Origin of the sequence: Streptomyces sp. NPDC050997 (genome assembly GCF_040660135.1) — a bacterium.
Taxonomy (GTDB): Bacteria; Actinomycetota; Actinomycetes; order Streptomycetales; family Streptomycetaceae; genus Streptomyces.
On record NZ_JBFAGK010000010.1, the window covers coordinates 237,054 to 258,946 of the forward strand.

The 21,893-nt window shown below is 70.8% G+C and carries 22 protein-coding genes; 9 read left to right on the top strand and 13 right to left on the bottom strand.

Annotated features, from left to right (window positions below):
- The 3 genes from AB0H86_RS23915 (at position 1) to AB0H86_RS23925 (ending at position 3,841) form a co-directional block, all read left to right on the top strand.
- Entirely contained in the window at positions 1-795 is a 795-nt protein-coding gene (locus tag AB0H86_RS23915) for a thiazole synthase (RefSeq protein ID WP_362442179.1), read from the top strand.
- A 177-nt stretch (positions 796-972) separates the two neighbouring features.
- Positions 973-2,907, top strand: coding sequence for a Stk1 family PASTA domain-containing Ser/Thr kinase (gene pknB / locus AB0H86_RS23920; protein ID WP_362442182.1), 1,935 nt, complete (start codon positions 973-975; stop codon positions 2,905-2,907).
- Positions 2,908-2,941: 34 nt separating this feature from the next.
- Positions 2,942-3,841 (top strand): deoxyribonuclease IV, encoded by a 900-nt coding sequence (locus AB0H86_RS23925; protein WP_362442185.1) that lies wholly within the window; start codon positions 2,942-2,944, stop codon positions 3,839-3,841.
- 45 nt (positions 3,842-3,886) lie between these two features.
- On the opposite strand, the gene AB0H86_RS23930 is transcribed toward AB0H86_RS23925, so the two are convergent.
- Complete coding sequence (locus AB0H86_RS23930) at positions 3,887-4,534, bottom strand: sulfite oxidase-like oxidoreductase (RefSeq protein WP_362442188.1); 648 nt, start codon at positions 4,532-4,534, stop codon at positions 3,887-3,889.
- A gap of 176 nt (positions 4,535-4,710) precedes the next feature.
- Here AB0H86_RS23930 and bfr point away from each other — a divergent pair, with 176 nt between their 5' ends.
- A complete protein-coding gene (gene bfr, locus AB0H86_RS23935; RefSeq protein WP_362442191.1) occupies positions 4,711-5,190 on the top strand; it encodes a bacterioferritin in 480 nt (159 codons plus the stop codon).
- A gap of 11 nt (positions 5,191-5,201) precedes the next feature.
- On the opposite strand, the gene AB0H86_RS23940 is transcribed toward bfr, so the two are convergent.
- The gene (locus AB0H86_RS23940; protein WP_362442194.1) at positions 5,202-5,444 is read right to left on the bottom strand and encodes a (2Fe-2S)-binding protein; all 243 of its coding nucleotides are present in this window, start codon (positions 5,442-5,444) and stop codon (positions 5,202-5,204) included.
- Positions 5,445-5,587: 143 nt separating this feature from the next.
- Positions 5,588-6,940, bottom strand: coding sequence for a class II 3-deoxy-7-phosphoheptulonate synthase (locus AB0H86_RS23945; RefSeq protein ID WP_362442197.1), 1,353 nt, complete (start codon positions 6,938-6,940; stop codon positions 5,588-5,590).
- Between the two features lie 96 nt (positions 6,941-7,036).
- Between AB0H86_RS23945 and AB0H86_RS23950 the strand changes: the two genes are divergently transcribed.
- Together AB0H86_RS23950 and AB0H86_RS23955 are read left to right on the top strand one after the other, a co-directional pair.
- Positions 7,037-7,093, top strand: coding sequence for a trp operon leader peptide (locus AB0H86_RS23950; protein ID WP_071528813.1), 57 nt, complete (start codon positions 7,037-7,039; stop codon positions 7,091-7,093).
- A gap of 125 nt (positions 7,094-7,218) precedes the next feature.
- Positions 7,219-9,099 carry an anthranilate synthase family protein gene (locus tag AB0H86_RS23955; protein WP_362442489.1) on the top strand — a complete coding sequence of 627 codons (1,881 nt, stop codon included), beginning with the start codon at positions 7,219-7,221 and terminating at the stop codon, positions 9,097-9,099.
- 24 nt (positions 9,100-9,123) lie between these two features.
- On the opposite strand, the gene AB0H86_RS23960 is transcribed toward AB0H86_RS23955, so the two are convergent.
- From AB0H86_RS23960 to AB0H86_RS23975, 4 genes are all read right to left on the bottom strand, one after another.
- A complete protein-coding gene (locus AB0H86_RS23960; RefSeq protein WP_362442200.1) occupies positions 9,124-10,152 on the bottom strand; it encodes a 6-phosphofructokinase in 1,029 nt (342 codons plus the stop codon).
- A 163-nt stretch (positions 10,153-10,315) separates the two neighbouring features.
- The gene (locus tag AB0H86_RS23965; RefSeq protein ID WP_362442203.1) at positions 10,316-11,008 is read right to left on the bottom strand and encodes a response regulator transcription factor; all 693 of its coding nucleotides are present in this window, start codon (positions 11,006-11,008) and stop codon (positions 10,316-10,318) included.
- A complete protein-coding gene (locus tag AB0H86_RS23970) occupies positions 11,005-12,237 on the bottom strand; it encodes a DUF5931 domain-containing protein (protein WP_362442207.1) in 1,233 nt (410 codons plus the stop codon). The genes AB0H86_RS23965 and AB0H86_RS23970 overlap by 4 nt, the downstream gene beginning before the upstream one ends.
- 31 nt (positions 12,238-12,268) lie before the next feature.
- Entirely contained in the window at positions 12,269-13,030 is a 762-nt protein-coding gene (locus AB0H86_RS23975) for a lysophospholipid acyltransferase family protein (protein WP_362442492.1), read from the bottom strand.
- Between the two features lie 160 nt (positions 13,031-13,190).
- On the opposite strand from AB0H86_RS23975, the gene AB0H86_RS23980 reads away from it, so the two are divergent.
- Positions 13,191-13,970 carry an alpha/beta fold hydrolase gene (locus AB0H86_RS23980; protein WP_362442495.1) on the top strand — a complete coding sequence of 260 codons (780 nt, stop codon included), beginning with the start codon at positions 13,191-13,193 and terminating at the stop codon, positions 13,968-13,970.
- Positions 13,963-14,625 carry a hypothetical protein gene (locus tag AB0H86_RS23985; protein ID WP_362442210.1) on the top strand — a complete coding sequence of 221 codons (663 nt, stop codon included), beginning with the start codon at positions 13,963-13,965 and terminating at the stop codon, positions 14,623-14,625. Before AB0H86_RS23980 ends, AB0H86_RS23985 begins: the two co-directional genes overlap by 8 nt.
- 29 nt (positions 14,626-14,654) lie before the next feature.
- Here the strand turns inward: AB0H86_RS23985 and AB0H86_RS23990 are convergent, their stop codons facing one another.
- The 6 genes from AB0H86_RS23990 to AB0H86_RS24015 all read right to left on the bottom strand — a co-directional run bounded on the left by AB0H86_RS23990 (position 14,655) and on the right by AB0H86_RS24015 (position 19,753).
- The gene (locus AB0H86_RS23990) at positions 14,655-15,410 is read right to left on the bottom strand and encodes an endonuclease/exonuclease/phosphatase family protein (RefSeq protein ID WP_362442212.1); all 756 of its coding nucleotides are present in this window, start codon (positions 15,408-15,410) and stop codon (positions 14,655-14,657) included.
- 160 nt (positions 15,411-15,570) lie between these two features.
- Positions 15,571-16,524, bottom strand: a complete 954-nt coding sequence (locus AB0H86_RS23995; RefSeq protein ID WP_362442214.1) for an ROK family glucokinase — start codon at positions 16,522-16,524, stop codon at positions 15,571-15,573.
- 81 nt (positions 16,525-16,605) lie between these two features.
- Positions 16,606-17,103, bottom strand: a complete 498-nt coding sequence (locus AB0H86_RS24000) for a DUF5304 domain-containing protein (RefSeq protein WP_362442217.1) — start codon at positions 17,101-17,103, stop codon at positions 16,606-16,608.
- Positions 17,104-17,160: 57 nt separating this feature from the next.
- Positions 17,161-18,330: an ArsA-related P-loop ATPase gene (locus AB0H86_RS24005; RefSeq protein WP_362442220.1), complete on the bottom strand. Its 1,170-nt coding sequence runs from the start codon at positions 18,328-18,330 to the stop codon at positions 17,161-17,163.
- A gap of 56 nt (positions 18,331-18,386) precedes the next feature.
- On the bottom strand, positions 18,387-18,830 hold the full coding sequence (locus AB0H86_RS24010) for an SRPBCC family protein (protein WP_362442223.1): 444 nt from the start codon (positions 18,828-18,830) through the stop codon (positions 18,387-18,389).
- Positions 18,831-18,955: 125 nt separating this feature from the next.
- Entirely contained in the window at positions 18,956-19,753 is a 798-nt protein-coding gene (locus tag AB0H86_RS24015; protein ID WP_362442226.1) for a metallophosphoesterase, read from the bottom strand.
- A 331-nt stretch (positions 19,754-20,084) separates the two neighbouring features.
- On the opposite strand from AB0H86_RS24015, the gene AB0H86_RS24020 reads away from it, so the two are divergent.
- Positions 20,085-21,881 carry an AMP-dependent synthetase/ligase gene (locus AB0H86_RS24020; RefSeq protein ID WP_362442229.1) on the top strand — a complete coding sequence of 599 codons (1,797 nt, stop codon included), beginning with the start codon at positions 20,085-20,087 and terminating at the stop codon, positions 21,879-21,881.
- The last annotated feature ends 12 nt before the right edge of the window (positions 21,882-21,893 follow it).

Here is a 21,893-nt window from a genome sequence, read left to right on the forward strand (position 1 = left end):
ATGGCCGACGATCCCTTTGTCCTCGGCGGTACGTCCTTCACGTCCCGCCTCATCATGGGTACGGGCGGCGCGCCCAGCCCGGAGGTTCTGGAGCGGGCGCTGGTCGCGTCCGGGACGGAGCTGACGACGGTCGCGATGCGCCGGGTCGATCCGGGCGCGCACGGCTCGGTGCTGTCGGTGCTGGAGAAGCTCGGCATCCGGGTGCTGCCGAACACGGCGGGCTGTTTCACGGCCGGTGAGGCGGTGCTGACGGCCCGGCTGGCACGTGAGGCACTCGGGACGGAGCTGGTCAAGCTGGAGGTCATCGCGGACGAGCGGACCCTGCTGCCGGATCCGATCGAGACGCTGGACGCCGCCGAGACGCTGGTCGACGACGGGTTCACGGTGCTGCCGTACACGAACGACGATCCGGTGCTGGCGCGCAAGCTGGAGGACGTCGGATGCGCGGCGATCATGCCCCTGGGGTCGCCCATCGGATCCGGGCTGGGCATTCGCAACCCGCACAACTTCCAGCTGATCGTCGAGCACGCGCGCGTGCCGGTGATCCTGGACGCGGGGGCCGGTACGGCCTCGGACGTGGCGCTGGCGATGGAGCTGGGGTGTGCGGGTGTGATGCTCGCCTCGGCGGTGACCCGGGCGCAGGAGCCCGTCCTGATGGCCGACGCCATGCGGCACGCCGTCGAGGCGGGCAGGCTGGCTCGGCTGGCGGGCCGGATTCCGCGGCGGCACTTCGCGGAGGCGTCGTCTCCCGCGGAGGGCCTGGCGGTACTGGATCCGGAGCGGCCGGCGTTCTGAACGGCGTCGCGGCGGGCGGGGACCCGCGCCGCACTCCCGTCCCGCCTCCGTCCCGTCGTAGCGGGGCCCCCGATATCGGCTGTGGCTTTGTGGGTTGCGTCACAGGTCCGCTGCAGTCCCGCCTCGATCCAGGCCGAACCGGCGGTCGTGTCAGTCACGGCTCGTACACTCACCTGCGTGGATACGACCCTTCAGGACCCTCTGGTCGGGCAGGTGCTCGACGGCCGCTACCGCGTCGACGCGCGGATCGCGGTCGGTGGGATGGCCACGGTCTACCGGGCCCTGGACACCCGCCTGGACCGGGTTCTCGCACTCAAGGTGATGCATCCGGCGCTGGCCGCCGACGGATCGTTCGTCGAGCGGTTCATCCGGGAGGCCAAGTCGGTGGCCCGGCTCGCGCACCCGAACGTCGTACAGGTCTTCGACCAGGGCACCGACGGGTCGTACGTCTACCTCGCGATGGAGTACGTCGCCGGCTGCACCCTGCGCGACGTGCTGCGCGACCGCGGGGCGCTGCAGCCGAGGGCCGCGCTCGACATCCTGGAGCCGGTGCTGGCCGCGCTCGGCGCCGCGCACCGCGCGGGGTTCGTCCACCGCGACATGAAGCCGGAGAACGTCCTGATAGGGGACGACGGTCGGGTCAAGGTCGCCGACTTCGGGCTGGTGCGGTCCGTGGACACCGTCACCAGCACCACCGGGGCCGTGCTCGGCACGGTCTCGTACCTCGCCCCCGAGCAGATCGAGCAGCCGGGCACCGCCGATCCCCGCGTCGACGTGTACGCGTGCGGTGTCGTCCTCTACGAGATGCTCACCGGCGAGAAGCCGCACGACGGGGACTCCCCGGCGATAGTGCTCTACAAGCACCTCCACGAGGACGTGCCGCCGCCCTCGGCCCTCGTGCCGGGGCTGGCCTACGAGCTCGACGAGCTGGTGGCGTCCGCGACGGCCCGTACCCCCGGCATCCGCCCGTACGACGCGGTCGCGCTGCTCGCGCAGGCGCGGGAGACACGGGCCGGGCTCGACGCGGACCAGCTGGACGCGGTGCCGCCGCAGGCGGTCTCCGTGGCGCACGGCGGCGCCGAGGACCGGACGAGCGTGATCCCGCGCTCCCTGACCGTCCCGCGCCTCCTGCCGGTCAACGAGGATGAGGACGCCGAAGGCGGGTTCCATCGCACCAGCCGGCTGGAGTCCGCGCCGCCGCTGCCGCCGCGCCGCCGTTCCGGGCCGCCGCGCCGTCTGATGGCGATCATCGTGGCGGTGCTGCTGGTCCTCGGGGTCGGCGCGGGCGTCTGGTACATCAACTCCGGCCAGTTCACCAAGGTCCCGGCGGTGCTGGAGAAGACCGAGACGCAGGCCCGGGACCGGCTGGAGTCGGCCGGGCTGGACGTCGGCAAGATCGACCACGCGTACAGCGACACCGTGAAGCGGGGCACCGTCGTCAGCACCGACCCGGAGCCGGGCGCCCGGATCCGGGACAACGACTCGGTGCGGCTTGTCATCTCCGACGGCCCCGAGACCGTGAAGGTGCCCGACGTGCAGGGCTACCGGCTGGACAAGGCCAGATCCGTACTGAAGCAGGACGGTCTGCGGCCGGGCATGGTCACCCGGGAGTTCAGCGACGACGTGGAGCGGGGCTTCGTGATCTCCACGGGTCCGAAGGCCGGCACCGAGCGGCGCGCCGGTTCGGCGATCGCGCTCATCGTCAGCAAGGGCAGCCCGATCGACATCCCGGACGTCACCGGCGAGTCCCTCCAGGACGCGAGGGCGGAACTCGAGGAGGCGGGCCTGCAGGTGAAGGTCTCCTCCGAGGAGGTCAACTCCTCCGACTACGACAAGGGCCAGGTCGCCCGGCAGACACCGCAGGAAGGCAACACCGCCGCCGAGGGCGACACCGTGACGCTGACGCTCTCCAAGGGCCCGGTGATGGTCGAGGTCCCGGACGTGGTCGGTGACAACGTCGATGACGCGGAGGCCGAGCTGGAAGCCGCCGGCTTCGAGGTCGACAAGGACCGCGGGCTGCTCGGGCTGTTCGGCGACACCGTCAAGAAGCAGTCCGTCGAGGGCGGGGAGAGCGCGCCCAAGGGGTCGACGATCACGATCACCATCCGCTGACCGGGCGGGCCGGGCCGCATGACACCCTGGATGTGTGAAGAGTCAACAGCCCGGCACCGGCCCCGGAACCCCCGGTACGGTGCGCAACCCCGTCGGCGGTCATGTCCCGGTGGCCGGCGGTCTCCACTCGGTGGGCCTGTCGTACGCCCATGACCTGAAGGCCGAGACCGTTCAGGTCTTCGTCGCCAACCCGCGCGGCTGGGCCACGCCCACCGGGAACCCTCGGCAGGACGAGGAGTTCCGGGCGGTGTGCGCGGCCGAGTCGATCCCCGCGTATGTGCACGCCCCGTACCTGATCAACTTCGGTTCGCACACCGAGGCGACCGTGGAGAAGTCGGTGGAGTCGCTGCGGCACTCCCTGCGGCGCGGACGGGACATCGGTGCCCTGGGCGTGGTCGTGCACACCGGCAGCGCGACCGGCGGCCGGGACCGGTCCGTGGCGCTGAAGCAGGTGCGGGAGTATCTGCTGCCGCTGCTCGACGAGCTCACCCACGACGACGACCCGTACCTGCTGCTGGAGTCGACGGCCGGGCAGGGCTCCTCGCTGTGCTCGCGGACCTGGGACTTCGGGCCGTACTTCGAGGCACTGGACGCCCATCCGAAGCTGGGCGTGTGCCTGGACACGTGCCACATCTTCGCGGCCGGCCACGACCTGACAGGGCCGAGCGGCATGCACCAGACGCTGGACCTGCTGGTCGACACGGTCGGCGAGGGCCGGCTGAAGCTGATCCACGCCAACGACTCCAAGGACGTGGTCGGCGCCCACAAGGACCGGCACGAGAACATCGGCTCCGGCCACATCGGCGAGGACCCGTTCCGCGCGCTGATGACCCACCCGGCCACCGAGGGCGTACCGCTGATCATCGAGACGCCCGGCGGCAAGGAGGGGCACGCGGCGGACGTGGAGCGGCTGAAGAAACTGCGGGACGGCTGAGGGGGTCGGTCCTCGTCCTCGGAGCGCGAGCGGCACCCCGGTGCCTCAGGGCTCGGGACCGTCCTCGGGCCCCTCCTGGTAGGAGTAGCGCTGTTCCGTCCAGGGGTCGCCGACGTTGTGGTAGCCGCGCTCCTCCCAGAAGCCGCGGCGGTCGGCGGTCATGTACTCGACGCCGCGGACCCACTTGGGGCCCTTCCACGCGTACAGGTGGGGGACGACGAGGCGGAGCGGGAAGCCGTGTTCCGCCGTCAGCAGTTCGCCGTCCTTGTGGGTGGCGAAGATCGCGCGTTCGTCAGCGAAGTCCGCCAGGCGGAGGTTGGAACTGAAGCCGTACTCGGCCCACGCCATCACATGGGTGACGGTGGGTGCGGGCGGGGCGATCTCCAGGATGGTGCGGGCGGGGATGCCGCCCCACTCGGCGCCGAGCATGCTGAACTTCGTGACGCAGTGCAGGTCACCGGTGACGCTGGCGTACGGGAGGGCGGTGAACTCCTCGTGGTTCCAGCAGTGCTTCTCGCCGTCCGCGGTGGCGCCGAAGACCCGGAACTCCCAGCGCTCGGAACGGAACTTGGGAACCGGGCCGTAGTGCGTGACCGGCCAGCCGCGCTGCACCCGCTGTCCCGGCGGAAGCTCGGAGCGTGGGACTCCACCAGAATCGCGCTCTCCCCACTCGCGTTCCACCGGCTGACCCATGACTCCATCCTGACAGACCCGGGGCAGTGCACATGACCAACCCCCATCCAAATCGGGCAATTAGAACTAAGCCTGCCCTTACTTACTAAGTGAAGACTTACTGGACGATCTTCGTGGCGGGTGCAATCATGCGGCGCAACCTGCCTGTTCCCCCCGGTTGGAAGGAGCCCCTTGCGATGCAGGGCGACCCAGAGGTCATCGAATTCCTCAATGAGCAGCTGACCGCCGAGCTCACCGCGATCAACCAGTACTTCCTGCACGCGAAGATGCAGGAGAACTTCGGCTGGACGAAGCTCGCGAAGTACACGCGGAGCGAGTCGATCGACGAGATGAAGCACGCGGAGGTGCTCACCGACCGGATCCTGTTCTTGGAGGGGCTGCCGAACTACCAGCGCCTTTTCCATGTGCGCGTGGGGCAGACGGTGCGGGAGATGTTCGAGGCGGACCGCCAGATCGAGGTCGAGGCGATCGACCGGCTCAAGCGTGGCGTCAAGGTGATGCGCGAGAAGGGCGACATCACGTCGGCCAACATCTTCGAGTCGATCCTGGCGGACGAGGAGCACCACATCGACTACCTCGACACCCAGCTGGAGATCCTGGACAAGCTCGGCGACGCGCTCTACATCGCCCAGCTGATCGAGCAGCCGGAGAGCTGAACCGCCCGGACCTACGCGGCTTCGTCGAGCGCTTCCGCTTCCTCCAGGCCGGAGACGACCTGCCCGCCCTGGTAGGCCGGCTCACGTCGAGAGCACTCGCCCCGGCCGAGGATGGCCTGGATCCGACGGACGCAGGATCCGCAGTCCGTACCCGCCTTGCAGGCGGAGGCGACCTGGCGGGGCGTACAGGCGCCGTCGTCCGCGTGCCGCTGGATTTGCGCTTCGGTCACTCCGAAGCAGTTGCAGACGTACACGCGGATTCACCTCCCGCCGAGATCGATAAGGCTAACCTAACCTTACCCGGCGCACGGGATCCACAAAAGCGGGTGGGGCGCGGACCGTATGTGATCCGCGCCCCACTTCGCGCTCCGTAACAGGCGCGACCGCTGGTGATCTGCTACTGGTCCCGGTACATCTCCGCGACGAGGAACGCCAGGTCGAGGGACTGGCTGCGGTTCAGCCGCGGGTCGCAGGCCGTCTCGTAGCGCTGGTGCAGGTCGTCGACGAAGATCTCGTCGCCGCCGCCCACGCACTCGGTGACATCGTCACCGGTGAGCTCGACGTGGATGCCGCCCGGGTGGGTGCCCAGGCCCTTGTGGACCTCGAAGAAGCCCTTGACCTCGTCGAGCACATCGTCGAAGCGGCGGGTCTTGTGGCCCGAGGCCGCCTCGAAGGTGTTGCCGTGCATCGGGTCGGTCACCCAGGCCACGGTCGCGCCCGAGGCGCTGACCTTCTCGACCAGCTCGGGCAGCTTGTCGCGGACCTTGTCGGCGCCCATCCGGACGACGAAGGTCAGCCGGCCCGGCTCACGCTCCGGATCGAGACGCTCGATGTACTGCAGCGCCTCCTCGGCCGTGGTCGTCGGGCCGAGCTTGATGCCGATCGGGTTGCGGATCCGCGAGGCGAACTCGATGTGCGCGTGGTCGAACTGCCGGGTGCGCTCACCGATCCACACCATGTGCGCCGAGACGTCGTACAGCTGTCCGGTGCGGGAGTCGACCCTGGTCATCGCCGACTCGTAGTCGAGCAGCAGCGCCTCGTGCGAGGAGTAGAACTCGACGGTCTTGAACTCCTCCGGGTCCGCCCCGCAGGCGTGCATGAAGTTCAGCGCCTGGTCGATCTCGCGGGCGAGCTGCTCGTAGCGCTGGCCGGACGGGGACGACTTCACGAAGTCCTGGTTCCAGGCGTGCACCTGGCGCAGGTCGGCGTAGCCGCCGGTGGTGAAGGCGCGCACCAGGTTGAGCGTGGAGGCGGACGCGTTGTACATCCGCTTCAGGCGCTCGGGGTCCGGGATGCGGGACGCCTCGTCGAAGGCGAAGCCGTTGACCGAGTCGCCGCGGTACGTCGGCAGCGTCACGCCGTCACGGGTCTCGGTGCCCTTGGAGCGCGGCTTGGAGTACTGGCCGGCGATCCGGCCGACCTTCACCACCGGCACGGACCCGGCGTACGTCAGCACGGCGCCCATCTGGAGCAGGGTCTTGAGCTTCTGACGGATCTGGTCGGCGGACACCGCGTCGAAGGCCTCGGCGCAGTCGCCGCCCTGGAGGAGGAACGCCTCTCCCTTGGCGACGGCCGCCATCCGGGCGCGCAGCTGGTCGCACTCGCCCGCGAAGACGAGCGGCGGATACGACTCGAGGTCCGCGATCACTGCGCGCAGAGCCTCGGTGTCGGGGTACTCGGGCTGCTGCGCCGCGGGCAGGTCTCGCCAGGTGTTGCCAGCGCTGGCGCTGGTCTTAGCGTTCACGGTCACGCCCTCAACATTACGGGGTCGTGTCGACCGGTTTTCTCCCGGCTCGACAGGTGAGACGCCGGCAGGCTCAGGTGCGCGTGGGGTAGGGTGCGTCGCATGTTCGCGCATTCGACTCAGAACTGGTGGTGGACCGCTCATCCGGCGGCCCACTGACTGCGCGTACGCAAGACTTCGCGAAGGCCGCCCGAGGGCGGCCTTCGGCGTTTCCGGGGTCGTTCCTCACCGACATCGACATCGACATCCGCCGCATCGACGACGGCATCGACGGAAGAGGAACCATGGACCTGACACGGCTGCTCCACGACCCCCGCCCCTTCGCCCTGCTCCGCCGCCGCGCCCCCGGACACGACCAACACACGGTCGAACTGCTGATCGGACCGGTCAGCACGCACGACCGTCTCGCCGACCTCCCCGACGAGGGCCTCGCGCTCGTCCCCTTCCGGCAGATCCGCGAACGCGGCTTCGACGTCCGCGACGACGGGACGCCACTGGCGGTACTCACCCCCGAGGAGACGTACGACATCCCCCTCGACACCGCCCTCGCGCAGCTCCCCGCCCACGATGTGCGCGTCCAGGACGGCGGCTTCGACGTGGCCGACGAGGAGTACGCGGAGATCGTCGGGCGGGTGCTGCGGGAGGAGATCGGCGCGGGCGAGGGCGCGAACTTCGTGATCCGGCGGACGTACGAGGGCGGGATCCCGGGATTCTCCAGGGCCGACGCCCTCGCCCTGTTCCGGCGGCTCCTCGAGAGCGAGCGGGGCGCGTACTGGACGTTCGTCGTGCACACCGGGGACCGGACGCTCGTGGGGGCCAGTCCCGAGGTGCATGTGCGGATGTCCGGCGGGACCGTCGTCATGAACCCCATCAGCGGGACGTATCGCTATCCGGCCGAGGGCCCCACCCCCGAGCATCTGCTGGACTTCCTCGCCGACGGCAAGGAGATCGAGGAGCTGTCGATGGTCGTCGACGAGGAGCTCAAGATGATGTGCACGGTCGGCGACATGGGCGGGGTCGTGGTCGGGCCCCGGCTGAAGGAGATGGCGCACCTCGCGCACACCGAGTACGAGCTGCGCGGGAAGTCCTCGCTGGACGCGCGGGAGGTGCTGAAGGAGACCATGTTCGCGGCGACCGTCACCGGGTCGCCGGTCCAGAACGCCTGCCGGGTCATCGAGCGGCACGAAGTCGGTGGACGCGGCTACTACGCGGGGGCGCTCGCGCTGCTGGGCAGGGACTCGGGCGGCGCCCAGACCCTCGACTCCCCCATCCTCATCCGCACCGCCGACATCGACGCGGACGGGCGGCTGCGGGTGCCGGTCGGCGCCACGCTGGTGCGCGGTTCGGACCCGGCGGGCGAGGTGGCGGAGACGCACGCGAAGGCGGCGGGGGTGCTGGCGGCTCTGGGGGTACGGCCGGGCAGGCCGCGCCAGGAGTCCGTACGGCCGCGACTGGCCGACGATCCCCGGGTGCGGGCCGCGCTCGACGGGCGCCGGGCATCGCTGGCGCCGTTCTGGCTGCGGATGCAGGAGCCGGCCGAGGAGCTCTCCGGCCACGCCCTGGTCGTCGACGGGGAGGACACGTTCACGGCGATGCTCGCGCATGTGCTGCGCTCGTCGGGCCTGACCATCACCGTCCGGCGGTACGACGAGCCCGGCCTGACGGAGGCGGTCCGCGCGCACGAGGGGCCGGTCATCCTCGGCCCCGGTCCGGGTGACCCCGCCGACCCCGCCGATCCCAAGATGCGGTTCCTGCGCGCGCTGACCGCCGAGGTGATCCGGGAGCACCGGCACGGCGTCCTCGGCGTCTGCCTCGGGCACGAGCTGATCGCGGCCGAGCTGGGGCTGGAGATCGTACGGAAGGAAGTGCCGTACCAGGGCACGCAGACGGAGATCGATCTGTTCGGGCGGCCGGAGACCGTCGGCTTCTACAACAGCTTCGTGGCGCGCTGCGACGACGAGACCGCCGCCGAACTGGCCGCGCACGACGTGGAAGTGAGCCGCGGCGACTCCGGCGAGGTGCACGCTCTGCGCGGATCCGGCTTCGCCGGGGTGCAGTTCCATCCGGAGTCGGTGCTCACGCTGAACGGGGCGGCGGTCGTGCGGGAACTGGTGTCCCAGCTGCGCGGCACCAGCACGTTCCCCGAGCGCCGGCCCGCCCGGTAGCCGGGGGGGCCGGTTCGGCGGGGCTCAGCCGAAGAACACGCCCACCTCCTCGTACAGTTCCGGATCGACCGTCTTCAGCCGGGCCGTGGCCTCCGCGATCGGGACGCGGACGATGTTCGTGCCGCGCAGGGCGACCATCTTGCCGAAGTCACGGTCCCGGACGGCCTCGATGGCGTGCAGGCCGAAGCGGGTGGCGAGCCAGCGGTCGAAGGCGCTCGGGGTGCCGCCGCGCTGGATGTGGCCGAGGACCGTCGTGCGCGCCTCGTTGCCGGTGCGCTTCTCGATCTCCTTGGCCAGCCACTCGCCCACACCGGACAGCCGCACATGTCCGAAGGAGTCCAGCGACTGGTCCTTCAGCACCACGTCGCCGTCCTTGGGCATGGCACCCTCGGCGACGACCACGATGGGGGCGTACGACGACCTGAAGCGAGAGGTCACCCAGGCGCACACCTCCTCGATGTCGAAGCGCCGCTCGGGGATGAGGATGACGTTCGCCCCGCCGGCCAGGCCGGAGTGGATGGCGATCCAGCCCGCGTGCCGGCCCATCACCTCGCAGACCAGGACCCGCATGTGCGACTCGGCGGTGGTGTGCAGCCGGTCGATCGCCTCCGTCGCGATGCCGACCGCCGTGTCGAAGCCGAAGGTGTAGTCCGTGCCGGACAGGTCGTTGTCGATCGTCTTGGGCACGCCGACGCAGGGCACGCCGTGCTCGTCGGACAGCCGGGCGGCGACGCCCAGGGTGTCCTCGCCGCCGATCACTATGAGCGCGTCCACGCCCAGCCGGGCGAGGTTCTCCCTGACGCGGGCGACACCGTCCTCCTGCTTCAGCGGGTTGGTGCGCGAGGAGCCGAGGATCGTGCCGCCGCGGGGCAGGATGCCGCGCACCGCGGGGATGTCCAGCCGTACCGTGGCGCCTTCGAGAGGTCCTCGCCAGCCGTCCCGGAAGCCGACGAAGTCATAGCCGTACTCCTGAACGCCCTTGCGGACGATGCCCCGGATGACGGCGTTGAGCCCGGGGCAGTCACCGCCTCCGGTCAGTACTCCGACGCGCATGGAAGTGTCCCTTCGCCAGGGGTTGCCTGCTGAAGGTCACGCTAATAGTGATCCAGGTCACTTAGGCATGGGTGGGACGGTCAATTCCGGTGAACGATCGATTCCGGCGGGACCTCGGGACGCCGGATCACGCGTCGTATCACTCGCCGTCGCACCCGTCGTCTCACTCGTCGTCGAGTCCGCGTTCTATCGCGTACCGCACCAGCTCGACCCTGTTGTGCAGTTGCAGTTTGCCGAGGGTGTTCTGGACGTGGTTCTGGACCGTGCGGTGCGAGATGACCAGCCGTTCGGCGATCTGCTTGTAGCTCAGGCCCTTGGCGACCAGCCGCAGCACCTCGGTCTCGCGCTCGGTGAGCTGCGGGGCCCTGGGCTGGTCGGTGTCCGGGGCGCCGGGGGCGGGCTCGGACGCCAGGCGCCGGTACTCGCCGAGGACCAGGCCGGCCAGGCCGGGGGTGAACACCGGGTCGCCGACCGCAGTGCGGCGGACCGCGTCCAGCAGCTCCTCGGTGGACGCCGACTTCAGCAGATAGCCGGTGGCGCCCGACTTCACGGCCTCCAGGACGTCGGCGTGCTCGCCGCTCGCGGACAGCACGAGCACCCGCAACGCCGGGTTGGCGGCGACGAGTTCCTTGCAGACCTGGACCCCGGGCTTGGCCGGCAGGTTCAGGTCGAGCACCAGGACGTCGGGCGCGGCGGCCTTGGCACGGCGTACGGCCTGGTCGCCGTCGCCCGCGGTGGCCACCACGTCGAAGCCGGACTCCCCCAGGTCACGGGCGACGGCGTCGCGCCACATGGGGTGGTCGTCGACCACCATGACCCGGATCGGGTCTTGCCGGCCCTCGCTGTTGTCCGTCATCGCCTGTCCGCCTTCCCCCGTGAAGACCGCGTCTCCTTCGGTACTTTCAGTTCGACCTCCGTGCCCTGGCCGGGCACCGAGATCAGTTCGGCGCTGCCGCCGATTTCACGCAGCCGGCCCCGGATCGACAGGGCCACGCCCAGTCTGCCCTCGCCCTCGGCCTGCGCGAGCCGGCCCTCGGGGATGCCGGGGCCGTCGTCCCGTACGGTCACGATCACCTCGTCCGGCTCGTCCTCGACGAGAAGCCACGCGCGCGCGTGCTCACCCGCGTGCCTGTGTACGTTGTCCAGGGCGGCGCCGACCGCGGCGGCCAGCTCCCTGGCCGCGGCCGGGGGCAGCCGCACGGGGGCGCCGGGCTCGGCGAGGCTGACCCTCGCGGAGGCGTACCGGGCGAGCAGGGAGCGCAGGTCGACCGGCCCGTCGGCACCCTCGTCGTCGGGCACCTCGACCGTCCGTACGACGGCCCCCTCGGCCGCGTCCTCCGAAGCGCGGGAGACGGGGACCAGCCCGCCGGAGACCAGGGTGCGCAGGGCGACCTCCTGCTCGCCGGCCATGCGGCCCAGCTCGGCCGCCTCACCGCCCAGGACGACACCGCGCCGCTGCACCATCGCCAGCACTTGGAGCACGCTGTCGTGGATGCCCCGGGCCAGCCGCTCCCGCTCGCGGGTCGCGGCCTCGATCTCCAGGGCGCGGGCGAGGGTGCGCTCGGAGGCGCGGGCGACCTCGACGACGTAGCCGATGGCGATGGAGGCGACCCACACCAGGATCACGTTGTGGATGGTGTCGCGGGCCGGGGCGCCGCGCTCGACCAGGTTGGCGACGGCGACCGCGGTGGAGGCGAAGGCCGCCCAGCGCCAGCCGCCCTTGACGGCGAAGGCCAGCACCGAGCCCGCGGTCCATATGGACGGCAGGGTCGGACCGCCCTCCACGATCCGGCCGTGCGCGTCGGCGACGGGTGTCAACAGGATGCCGGTGAGCGCGATGGTGAGGTCGGCGGCGAGGAACCGCTTGGTGCAGGCCGCCGCGTTCGCGACCCGGGGGACGGTGGCCAGGGTCCAGCCGCACAGCACGACGTAGTAGGCGATGGCCACGCCGGGGCGGGTGAACTTGTCGTAGGCGGTGGCGAACAGACCGACCGCGTACAGCATGGTGAGCACCCGGTACGCGGTGAGCGCACGCCACAGCGGCTGCTCGACCGACATCCTCATGACCCGCTCGCGCTTGGCCACTCCCCCACCCCCTGGCACCGGACCGCCCTGTCTAGGACTCCGACTTCTCTTTTTCGGCCTGTTCCTTCTCCGCCTGCGCGAGTGCGGCCCTGGCCGCCTTCTCCGCTTCCTTCTCGGCCTTCGCGGCCTCCGCGATCCGCCGCTTGGCCGCGGTCGCGTAGATGTCGACGTACTCCTGGCCGGAGAGCTTCATGATCTCGTACATGACCTCGTCGGTCAGGGCGCGCAGGACGAAGCGGTCGTGCTCCATGCCCTGGTAGCGGCTGAAGTCCAGGGGCTCGCCTATGCGGATGCCGGGCCGCATCAGCTTCGGCATCACCTGGCCGGGCGGCTGGATCTTCTCCGTGTCGATCATGGCGACCGGGATGACCGGAGCGCCGCTGGCCAGCGCCACGCGCGCGAGGCCGCCGGGCTTGCCCCGGTAGAGACGGCCGTCGGGCGAGCGGGTGCCCTCGGGGTAGATCCCGAACAGCTCACCGCGCTCCAGGACCTCGAGGCCGCTCTTGACGGCCGCCTCGCCCGCGCCGCGCGCGCCGGAGCGGTCCACCGGGAGCTGGCCGACCCCTTTGAAGAACGCGGCCGTCAGCCGGCCCTTCACCCCGGGAGTGGTGAAGTACTCGGCCTTCGCGATGAAGGTGACCTTGCGGTCGAGGACCGCGGGCAGGAAGAACGAGTCGGAGAACGACAGGTGATTGCTCGCCAGAATGGCGGGGCCCTCGGCCGGAATGTTCTCCAGGCCTTCCACCCAGGGCCTGAAGGCGACCTTGAGCGGCCCCCCGATGGCGACCTTCATCGTGCCGTACAACAACCGAGTGCCTCCCATGTCCGTCGGTCAGACCATATCCCGCAGCACTGTCAATGAGCCCGACGGCCCTGGTCGGTGTCAGTGCGGTCGCGTACGGTGAACCTCACCTGGACTCGTTCACGCCCTTCTCATGAACAGGAGACCGAAGGTGCCGGTCCTCCCTGGAGCCGAGCCGTTCCGCCACGAGGGCGGGGAAGCGGGTGTCCTCCTCTGCCACGGCTTCACCGGTTCTCCCCAGTCGCTGCGCCCCTGGGCGGAGTATCTGGCGCAGCGCGGTCTGACCGTCTCGCTGCCTCTGCTGCCCGGCCACGGCACCCGGTGGGAGGACATGCAGCTCACCGGCTGGCAGGACTGGTACGCGGAGGTGGACCGCGAGTTGCGTGCCCTGCGCGAGCGCTGCTCGCAGGTGTTCGTGGCGGGCCTGTCGATGGGCGGCACCCTCGCGCTGCGACTCGCGGCGAAGCACGGCGACACGGTCAGCGGCGTCGTGGTCGTCAATCCGGCGAACCGGATGCACGGCCTGGCCGCGCACGCCCTCCCTGTGGTCCATCACCTCGTCCGGTCGACCAAGGGCATCGCGAGCGACATCGCCAAGGAGGGCCGCACCGAGCTGGGGTACGACCGGGTGCCGCTGCGCGCGGCGCACTCGCTGCGGTCGTTGTTCCGCCTCGTCGACGGTGAGCTGCCACAGGTCACCCAGCCGCTGCTGGTCCTGCGCAGTGTCCAGGACCACGTGGTGCCGGGGGCCGACTCCGAGCGGATCCTGAGTCGTGTCTCGTCCACGGACGTACAGGAGATCGTGCTGGAACAGAGCTACCACGTCGCGACGTTGGACCATGAGGCGGACCGGATCTTCGAGGAGAGCTACTCGTTCATCAGCCGGCTCGCCCCCAGCATCGGCAAGGAAGGGACGGCCGCCCGTGGCTGAGCACGACTCCGACCGCGAGGAGCGCGAGGACCGCGAGCCCGAGGAGCAGAGCGTCCCGTTCGACGAGGCCGCCGCGTGGGCGGCCATCGTCGCCGGATACGGCGAGGAGCCGCCGGACCCACCGGGCTCCAAGCCCTTCAAGTCGGTCGAGGACCTGGCGTTGCTGAAGCCCGAGACGAACGACGGCGGTCCCCAGGGAACCGGGGACACCGAAGAGACGACGGAAGCGACGGAGACGAAGGAGACGAAGGAGGCCAGGGACTCCCAGGACTCCAGGGACTCCCAGGACTCGCGTGACGAGAAGCCCGTGAAGCCCCTCGGCGGCTCTGTCTCCTTCGCGCCCGGGGTGGGCCCGCGGGACTACAGCACCCCGGAGCCCGCCGACGAGGATCTCGACGAGGACGACGAGGGACACTTCGTACCGCCGGAGCCGCCCGATCTGCCCGCCGCCGACACCACCGCGAAGTTCGCCTGGCTGGGCGTGCTCGGTGGGCCGGTGCTGCTCCTGCTGGCGGTCCTGCTCGGCTGGGAGATGACCTGGTGGCTGACCACGGCCGGCATCGGCGGTTTCCTGGGCGGCTTCGCCACATTGGTGATGCGGATGCGCACGGGCGACGAGGACGACGACGACCCCGGGCGCGGAGCCGTCGTCTAGACCCCGGGCACCGAACCGTCGCCCAGGCCTCAGCGCGCCGGAATTCTGAGGGCGGCCAGGACCGGAAGGTGGTCCGTGGCCGCCCTCAGGTCGCTCTCCCTCACCCCGGGGTGGCCGAGCGGCACCCCGCAGCCCAGCACCTCGATGCCCTTCGTCGCGAAGATCGCGTCGATGCGCCGGTGCGGGTCGGTGCGCGTCCAGGTGTGCTCGCTGCCCCAGGGGGCGGTGGCCCAGCAGTCCTGGAGGCCCTCGGCGATCCGGGCGAAGGTGCGACCGCCGGGGCGTTCGTTGAGGTCACCGCCCGCGATCGCGTGCTCCGCGCCCATTCCGGCGAGCCGGTCGAGGAGTATGCCGCCCTGCGCGTACCGCTCCTCCTTCTCGAGTGAGAGGTGGCAGCTCAGCACTCCCAGGCGGGCGCCGCCGAACCGTACGACCGCCGTGGCGAAGCCGCGCCGGTGCCGACCCGGGGTGAGCGGGAGCAGGACGTCCTCGGTGCGTTCGACGGTGGCCCGGAGCGTACAGAGGATCGCCGGGCCCGCGGCCGTGCCGCCGCCGGAGAGGATCACCTGACCGGACGCCGCAGCGAGGCGGGCGAGCTTCTTGCGCCAGCGGAAGAAGCGGGGCGCTTCCTGGAGGAGGACCAGGTCGGGTGCGCAGGCGCTGATGACGCGGGCGAGGGCCGTGGTGTCGTCGCGCATCGAGCGGATGTTGTAGCTGAGGACGCGGATGACGGCGGAACCGTCCGGTTCGGTACGGGAGTTGGGGAGCAGCGGAGGCGTCACCATACCGTCACGATACGTGGTGGCCGTGGGCGGGGCGCGGCGACAGGTCGTAGGCCGGCCGCGGTTCGTGAGGGCTGGTCGCGGCCGCACGGCGGAGCCGTACATAGACAGTTCCCCGCGCCTGTGAAGGACGCGGGGAACTGACGTACCTCTGAGAGAGGCCCTACATGATCGGGTCGGGCTCCCGGGCCAGGTCGGCCGCGCCCACCAGTCCCGCCTTGTTGCCCAGCTGGGCGGCGATGACGTCCGCCACCGGGCGCCAGTTGCCGCCCACCAGCCAGCGCTTGTACGACTTGCGGATCGGGTCGAGGACCAGTTCGCCCTCGTCCGAGAGGCCGCCGCCGACGATGAAGGCGGAGGGGTCGAACAGGGAGGCGAGGTCGGCGAGGCCGGCACCGGCCCAGCGGGCGAGCTCGCGGTAGGAGTCGACGGCGACCGGGTCACCCTGACGGGCGGCCATGGAGATGTGCTTGCCCTCGATGCCTTCGGGGGTGCCGTCGCCGAGGCCGAGCAGGAGGTCCGCGTTCTCGGGGGTGGCGTTGGCGCGCTGCTTGGCGTACCTCACGAGGGCGCGCCCGGAGGCGTACTGCTCCCAGCAGCCCTGCGAGCCGCAGCCGCACAGCAGCCCGTCCGGGACCATGCGGATGTGGCCGAACTCGGCGGCCACGCCGAAGTGGCCGCGGCGCAGCTTGTTGCCGATGATGATGCCGCCGCCGAGGCCGGTGCCGAGGGTGATGCAGATGACGTTGCGGTGGCCCTTGCCGCCGCCGAACTTGTACTCGCCCCAGGCGGCCGCGTTGGCGTCGTTCTCCACGACGACCGGAAGACCCACGCGGGCCTCGACCTTCTCCTTCAACGGCTCCTGGCGCCAGTGGATGTTCGGCGCGAAGTAGACCGTCGAGCGCTGACGATTGACGTAACCGGCGGCACCGATGCCCACGCCGACGATCGCGTGCCCGACACGTGCCCCGTCCACCGCCGAGGCGATGGCGTCCACGATGCCCTCGGCCGTGCCCGGGGTCGGCACTTTGTGGGTCGAAAGGATGTTGCCTTCCTCATCGACCACGCCGGCCGCGATCTTCGTGCCGCCGATGTCGACGCCGATGGTGAGTCCCATGAATCCCTCAGTTTCGGTCGAGCCCCGCTATGGCCAACCGTACCCGAGGCCCTGTGGTCAGGTTCCCGTCGTCCGCCGGCCTCAGTCGAGGTCGATGCGTTCGCCCGGGCCGGGCTCGTCGCCCTTGTCGTCGCGCGGCTCGTCCAGGTCGCGTGGGTCGTTGTCCCGGGCGGTCCAGCGTCGCTCCTGGGCCTGGACGGCCGACCGGTACGCCGCTAGCAGCTCGTTGCCCGCGGCGGCCAGATGGTCGAAGACATCCGGGTTGCGCTCGAGCACGGGTTCGACGGCGGACTTGGCCTGCTGGACGACCTGCTTCACGACCTGCTGGGCGGCCGGACCGGCGACCGCGCCGAGCAGTGGGGACTGGAGGCCGGACAGCTTCTCCGCGACGGTGTCGACGAGCCTGCGCAACTCCTCGGCGGCCGAGCCCGGCGGCGGACCGTACTGGGTGCGCCGGCGGGCCTTCTCCGCCGCGAGGTCCTCGGCACACGCCGTCGCCCAGGCGTCGGCGTCGGTCGCCCGCACCTCGTCGACGGTCTCGCGCCCGCCCTCCTCGGACTGGGGGAGCTCTTCGCTCATGACGGACTCCTGACTACGGTTCGTCTCTACGACGTTACCCGAACGGGCGTATCCGGTTCACCGGGTGCGCGGCCAGAGTTCCGGGTCCGGCGCGAACCGGATGCGCAGCTCTCCCTCGCGCAGCGCGGCACCGGCGACGGTGCAGCGGCGCAGGGCGGACGGCAGCGGGACGATCCGGCGGAACTGGCCCGCGCTGACGACGAGTTCGTCGCCGCGCCGGATCAGGTCCAGCTCGTCGCGTATGGCGCCGGGCAGCGGGATGTGCCAGACCAGCACCCCGTCCTCGGCCAGCCGGTCGGTCACGGGCCACTCGACGGTGGAGGTCGTGTCGTTGACCCCGGGGACCGTGAGCGCGCCGAGGTCGTCGGTGCCCCGGGGGTCGTGGCCGAGATGGGCGACGGTCCGGACGTCGTACGCCGCCCGCCACTCGTCCAGGGTCTTGCGCTGCTGCGCGATCAGACCGGCCGACCAGGTGTCCTGGGCGGCCTCGGGCAGGACCCGGCTCGCGACCAGGACGTCGGGCCGCAGGCCACGCAGGGCGAGGGCGAGTCCCGCGTCGCGGACGGCGTCGGCGCCGGCCGGGCCGGGTTCGGCGACCAGCCGTACGACGGTGTCGCGGTCGGCGAGGACCGCCTCGACGGCCGCCAGTTCGACGTCCCAGCGGGCTGCTGTCTCGTACAGCCACTCCGAGGGCATGGGCACGCCGGCCAGTCGGCCGAGGACGGGGCGCAGGGCGCGGGCCGCCTGCCGCTCGGACGGCAGCAGGCGGCGCAGGTAGCGGCGCAGTTCCTCGGGGAGGGCGAGGAGGGCGAGCGCGTGCGGGACGGGCGGGAGGTCGACGACCACCAGGTCGTGGGCCTCGGTGAGGGCGCCGTCCCGCAGAGCGCGGAGCAGGGAGAGTTCCTCGGCGCCGGGGAGGGGGGTGACCTCTTCGGGGTCCAGGCGGGAGGCGCCGAGCAGGTCGAGCGCGGAGGTGGCGCGGGCCTGGAACGCGGTCAGGTCGTCCCGGAAGCGTTCGACCGCGTCCGGGCGCCAGGCCGTGAGGTTGGGCGCGACCTGCCGGGGGGTCGGGCCCGTCGCCGTGCCGAGTGCGGCGCCGAGGGTGTCGGTGCGGCCGGCGCCGAGGACGAGGGTGCGGGTGCCCTCGCGGGCGGCCGCGAGGGCGGTGGCGGCGGCGACGGTGGTACGACCGCTGCCGCCGGGGCCCGTGATCAGGATGGTGCGCATGGGGGTGACCGTAACCGAGGCAGGGGCGCGGCCGCGTCCGGCCGGTGCCCCGCCGATCAGGCCTCCTTCGACTCCACCCGCTTCTTCAGCCCCGCCAGCGCCCGGTCGATGATGACCTTCTCCGCCTTGCGCTTGATCATGCCGAGCATGGGGATCTTGACGTCGACGGTGAGCCGGTAGGTGACCTCCGTCGCCCCCGCGCCCGCCGGCTTCAGAAGGTAGGAGCCGTCGAGCGACCGCAGCATCTGGGACTTGACCAGGGTCCAGGAGACCTCGTGGTCGCCGGTCCAGGTGTAGCCCAGGGTCTGGTCGTCCTTGATGGCGCCGGCGTCCATGACGAGTCGGACGTGCTCGGCGCGGCCCTGTGCGTCCTTCTTGAGGACCTCCGCCTCCTTCACCTCGCCGGTCCAGTCCGGGTAGCGAGCGAAGTCGGCGATCACCGCCATGACGTCGGCCGGTGGCGCCTCGATGGTGATGCTCGAGCTGGTGTGTTCCGCCATCGCCGTGGCTCCTCCAGATACGGGCCGGTACTGAGGTCGTCGTGCGCACGTGTGTGCAGCGTGAAGGCTACCGCGCAGCCGACCAGCAGCCTTCACCCCCGTCCGCCCCGGTCACCGGGAAGCGCTCACCACTCCAGCGCCCACGGCTTCCCGCTGCCCGCGAAGTGCCCCACGTTCACGCATTCGGTCGCCCCGATCCGCATCCGCCGCACCAGCGGCTGGTGGACATGGCCGAAGAGCGCGTACCGGGGCCGGGTGCGGCGGATCGCGTCCAGCAGCGCCCGGCTCCCCCGCTCGAAACGGCGCGCGACCGTGTCGTAGACCAGCTCGGGCACCTCCGGCGGGATGTGCGTGCACAGCACGTCCACCTCGCCCACCGCCTCGATCTTCGCCGCGAACTCCTCGTCGCTGATCTCGTACGGCGTCCGCATCGGCGTCCGCAGCCCGCCGCCCACGAAGCCGAAGACCCAGCCCCCGATCTCCACCCGCTCCCCGTCCAGCACCGTCGTGCCGGGCCCGGCGTACTGCGGCCACAGCGGAGGCATGTCGACATTGCCGTAGGTGGCGTACGTCGGTGTCGGGAACGCGGCGAACAGCTCGGCGTACTGCTTGCGTACCGCTTCCTCGATCACGGCCGCGTGGTCCCCGGCGACCCCCGCCCACAGCCGGGCTCCGAGCTCGCGCGCCTCCTCGAAGCGGCGGGCGGTGCGCAGTTCGACGAGGCGGTGGGCGTTCTCGGCGCCGAAGAGGTCGGGGAAGATCCCGCGCGAGTGGTCGGCGTAGTCGAGGAAGAGGACCAGGTCACCCAGACAGATCAGGGCGTCCGCGCCTTCGCCGGCGCGGGCCAGGTCACGGGCGTTTCCGTGTACGTCGCTGACCACATGGACGCGCGTCCTGTCGTTTCCGGGTCGTGTGGGTGCCATGACGATCAAGCGTAAGGGTGTGCGGCATACGTGAACAGTGGCGGCGGGACCTGCCGTTACTGGCCAGTCAGTTAGTGCGTCGACTACTGTGCGCGAGAAAACACCACGAAGAAAACACCAATCCGTGTGACGCGGCGAACATCTCCTCGGGACCCCCTGTCGAAGTAGCTATACCGACGGGTAACGTCCGGGCAGTCCACTCGTGCTCAGGATTTCGACCACCGAGCCCCCAAGGCTCGGGGTGAGGCCCTTGAGCACCTGCCCGAGCCTTGGACCGCACCGTCGCATCACACAACGTCGTGGCGCCGGCGCCCTATGAGGAGCAGCAGTCTTGCGCGAGTTCAGCCTTCCGGCTTTGTACGAGGTCCCTGCGGACGGCAATCTCACCGACATCGTCCGGAGAAACGCCGCGCAGCATCCTGATGTCGCCGTCATCGCCCGCAAGGTGGGGGGCACGTGGCAGGACGTGACGGCCACCGTGTTCCTCGCCGAGGTGCACACGGCCGCGAAGGGGCTCATCGCCTCCGGTGTGCAGCCCGGCGACCGGGTCGCTCTGATGTCCCGCACCCGCTACGAGTGGACGCTGCTGGACTTCGCGATCTGGAGCGCCGGCGCGGTCACCGTGCCGGTGTACGAGACCAGTTCGCCGGAGCAGGTCCAGTGGATCCTCAGTGACTCGGGCGCCACCGCCTGTGTCGTCGAGCAGGGCGGCCACGCGGCCACCGTCGAGTCGGTGCGCGACAGCCTGCCCGCTCTCAAGCACGTCTGGCAGATCGAGGCCGGTGGCCTGGAGGAGCTGGGGCGGCTCGGGCAGGACGTCACCGACGCGGCGGTGGAGGAGCGCAGCTCGCTCGCCAAGGCCGACGACCCGGCGACCATCGTCTACACCTCGGGCACCACCGGGCGGCCCAAGGGCTGTGTGCTCACCCACCGCAGCTTCTTCGCCGAGTGCGGGAACATCGTGGAGCGGCTGCGGCCGCTGTTCCGCACCGGCGAGTGCTCCGTCCTGCTCTTCCTGCCGCTCGCGCACGTCTTCGGCCGGCTCGTGCAGATCGCGCCCATGATGGCGCCGATCAAGCTGGGCATGGTCCCGGACATCAAGGAGCTCACCGACGAGCTGGCCGCCTTCCGGCCGACGCTGATCCTGGGCGTGCCGCGTGTCTTCGAGAAGGTCTACAACTCGGCGCGGGCCAAGGCGCAGGCGGACGGCAAGGGCAAGATCTTCGACAAGGCCGCGGACACCGCGATCGCGTACAGCAAGGCGCTGGACACGGCGTCGGGCCCATCCCTCGGGCTGAAGATCAAGTACCGGACGTTCGACAAGCTCGTCTACAGCAAGCTGCGCGCGGTCCTGGGCGGCAAGGGCGAGTACGCCATCTCCGGCGGCGCCCCGCTGGGCGAGCGCCTGGGACACTTCTTCCGCGGTATCGGCTTCACGGTCCTGGAGGGCTACGGCCTGACCGAGTCGTGTGCCGCCACCGCCTTCAACCCGTGGGACCGTCAGAAGATCGGCACGGTCGGCCAGCCGCTGCCCGGCTCGGTGGTGCGGATCGCGGACGACGGCGAGGTGCTGCTGCACGGCGAGCACCTGTTCAAGGGGTACTGGAACAACGAGGCCGCGACCGCGGAGGCGCTGGCCGACGGCTGGTTCCACACCGGTGACATCGGCACCCTCGACGAGGACGGCTATCTGAGGATCACCGGTCGCAAGAAGGAGATCATCGTCACCGCGGGCGGCAAGAACGTGGCCCCGGCCGTGATCGAGGACCGGATCCGCGCGCACGCGCTGGTCGCGGAGTGCATGGTGGTCGGCGACGGGCGGCCCTTCGTGGGCGCGCTGATCACCGTCGACGACGAGTTCCTGGGCCGTTGGGCCGCCGAGCACGGCAAGCCGGCCGGCTCCACCGCGGCGTCGCTGCTTGATGACGCGGACCTGAACGCGGCGATCCAGGCCGCGATCGACGACGGCAACGCCGCGGTGTCGAAGGCGGAATCGGTGCGGAAGTTCCGCATTCTCTCCTCCCAGTTCACGGAGGACTCGGGCCACCTCACGCCGTCCCTGAAGCTCAAGCGCAACGTGGTGGCGAAGGACTACGCGGCCGAGATCGAGGCCATCTACCAGAAGTAGCCGACCCCGGCC

Coding starts and splice junctions, on each gene's coding strand:
- AB0H86_RS24015 (WP_362442226.1), bottom strand. CDS start 19,753: ATGGCACCCACACGACCCGGAAACGACAGGACGCGCGTCCATGTGGTC.
- AB0H86_RS23960 (WP_362442200.1), bottom strand. CDS start 10,152: ATGCGCGTCGGAGTACTGACCGGAGGCGGTGACTGCCCCGGGCTCAAC.
- AB0H86_RS24000 (WP_362442217.1), bottom strand. CDS start 17,103: ATGAGCGAAGAGCTCCCCCAGTCCGAGGAGGGCGGGCGCGAGACCGTC.
- AB0H86_RS24005 (WP_362442220.1), bottom strand. CDS start 18,330: ATGCGCACCATCCTGATCACGGGCCCCGGCGGCAGCGGTCGTACCACC.
- AB0H86_RS23930 (WP_362442188.1), bottom strand. CDS start 4,534: ATGGGTCAGCCGGTGGAACGCGAGTGGGGAGAGCGCGATTCTGGTGGA.
- AB0H86_RS23965 (WP_362442203.1), bottom strand. CDS start 11,008: ATGACGGACAACAGCGAGGGCCGGCAAGACCCGATCCGGGTCATGGTG.
- AB0H86_RS23915 (WP_362442179.1), top strand. CDS start 1: ATGGCCGACGATCCCTTTGTCCTCGGCGGTACGTCCTTCACGTCCCGC.
- AB0H86_RS23995 (WP_362442214.1), bottom strand. CDS start 16,524: ATGGGACTCACCATCGGCGTCGACATCGGCGGCACGAAGATCGCGGCC.
- AB0H86_RS23975 (WP_362442492.1), bottom strand. CDS start 13,030: ATGAAGGTCGCCATCGGGGGGCCGCTCAAGGTCGCCTTCAGGCCCTGG.
- bfr (WP_362442191.1), top strand. CDS start 4,711: ATGCAGGGCGACCCAGAGGTCATCGAATTCCTCAATGAGCAGCTGACC.
- AB0H86_RS24010 (WP_362442223.1), bottom strand. CDS start 18,830: ATGGCGGAACACACCAGCTCGAGCATCACCATCGAGGCGCCACCGGCC.
- AB0H86_RS23955 (WP_362442489.1), top strand. CDS start 7,219: ATGGACCTGACACGGCTGCTCCACGACCCCCGCCCCTTCGCCCTGCTC.
- AB0H86_RS23990 (WP_362442212.1), bottom strand. CDS start 15,410: ATGGTGACGCCTCCGCTGCTCCCCAACTCCCGTACCGAACCGGACGGT.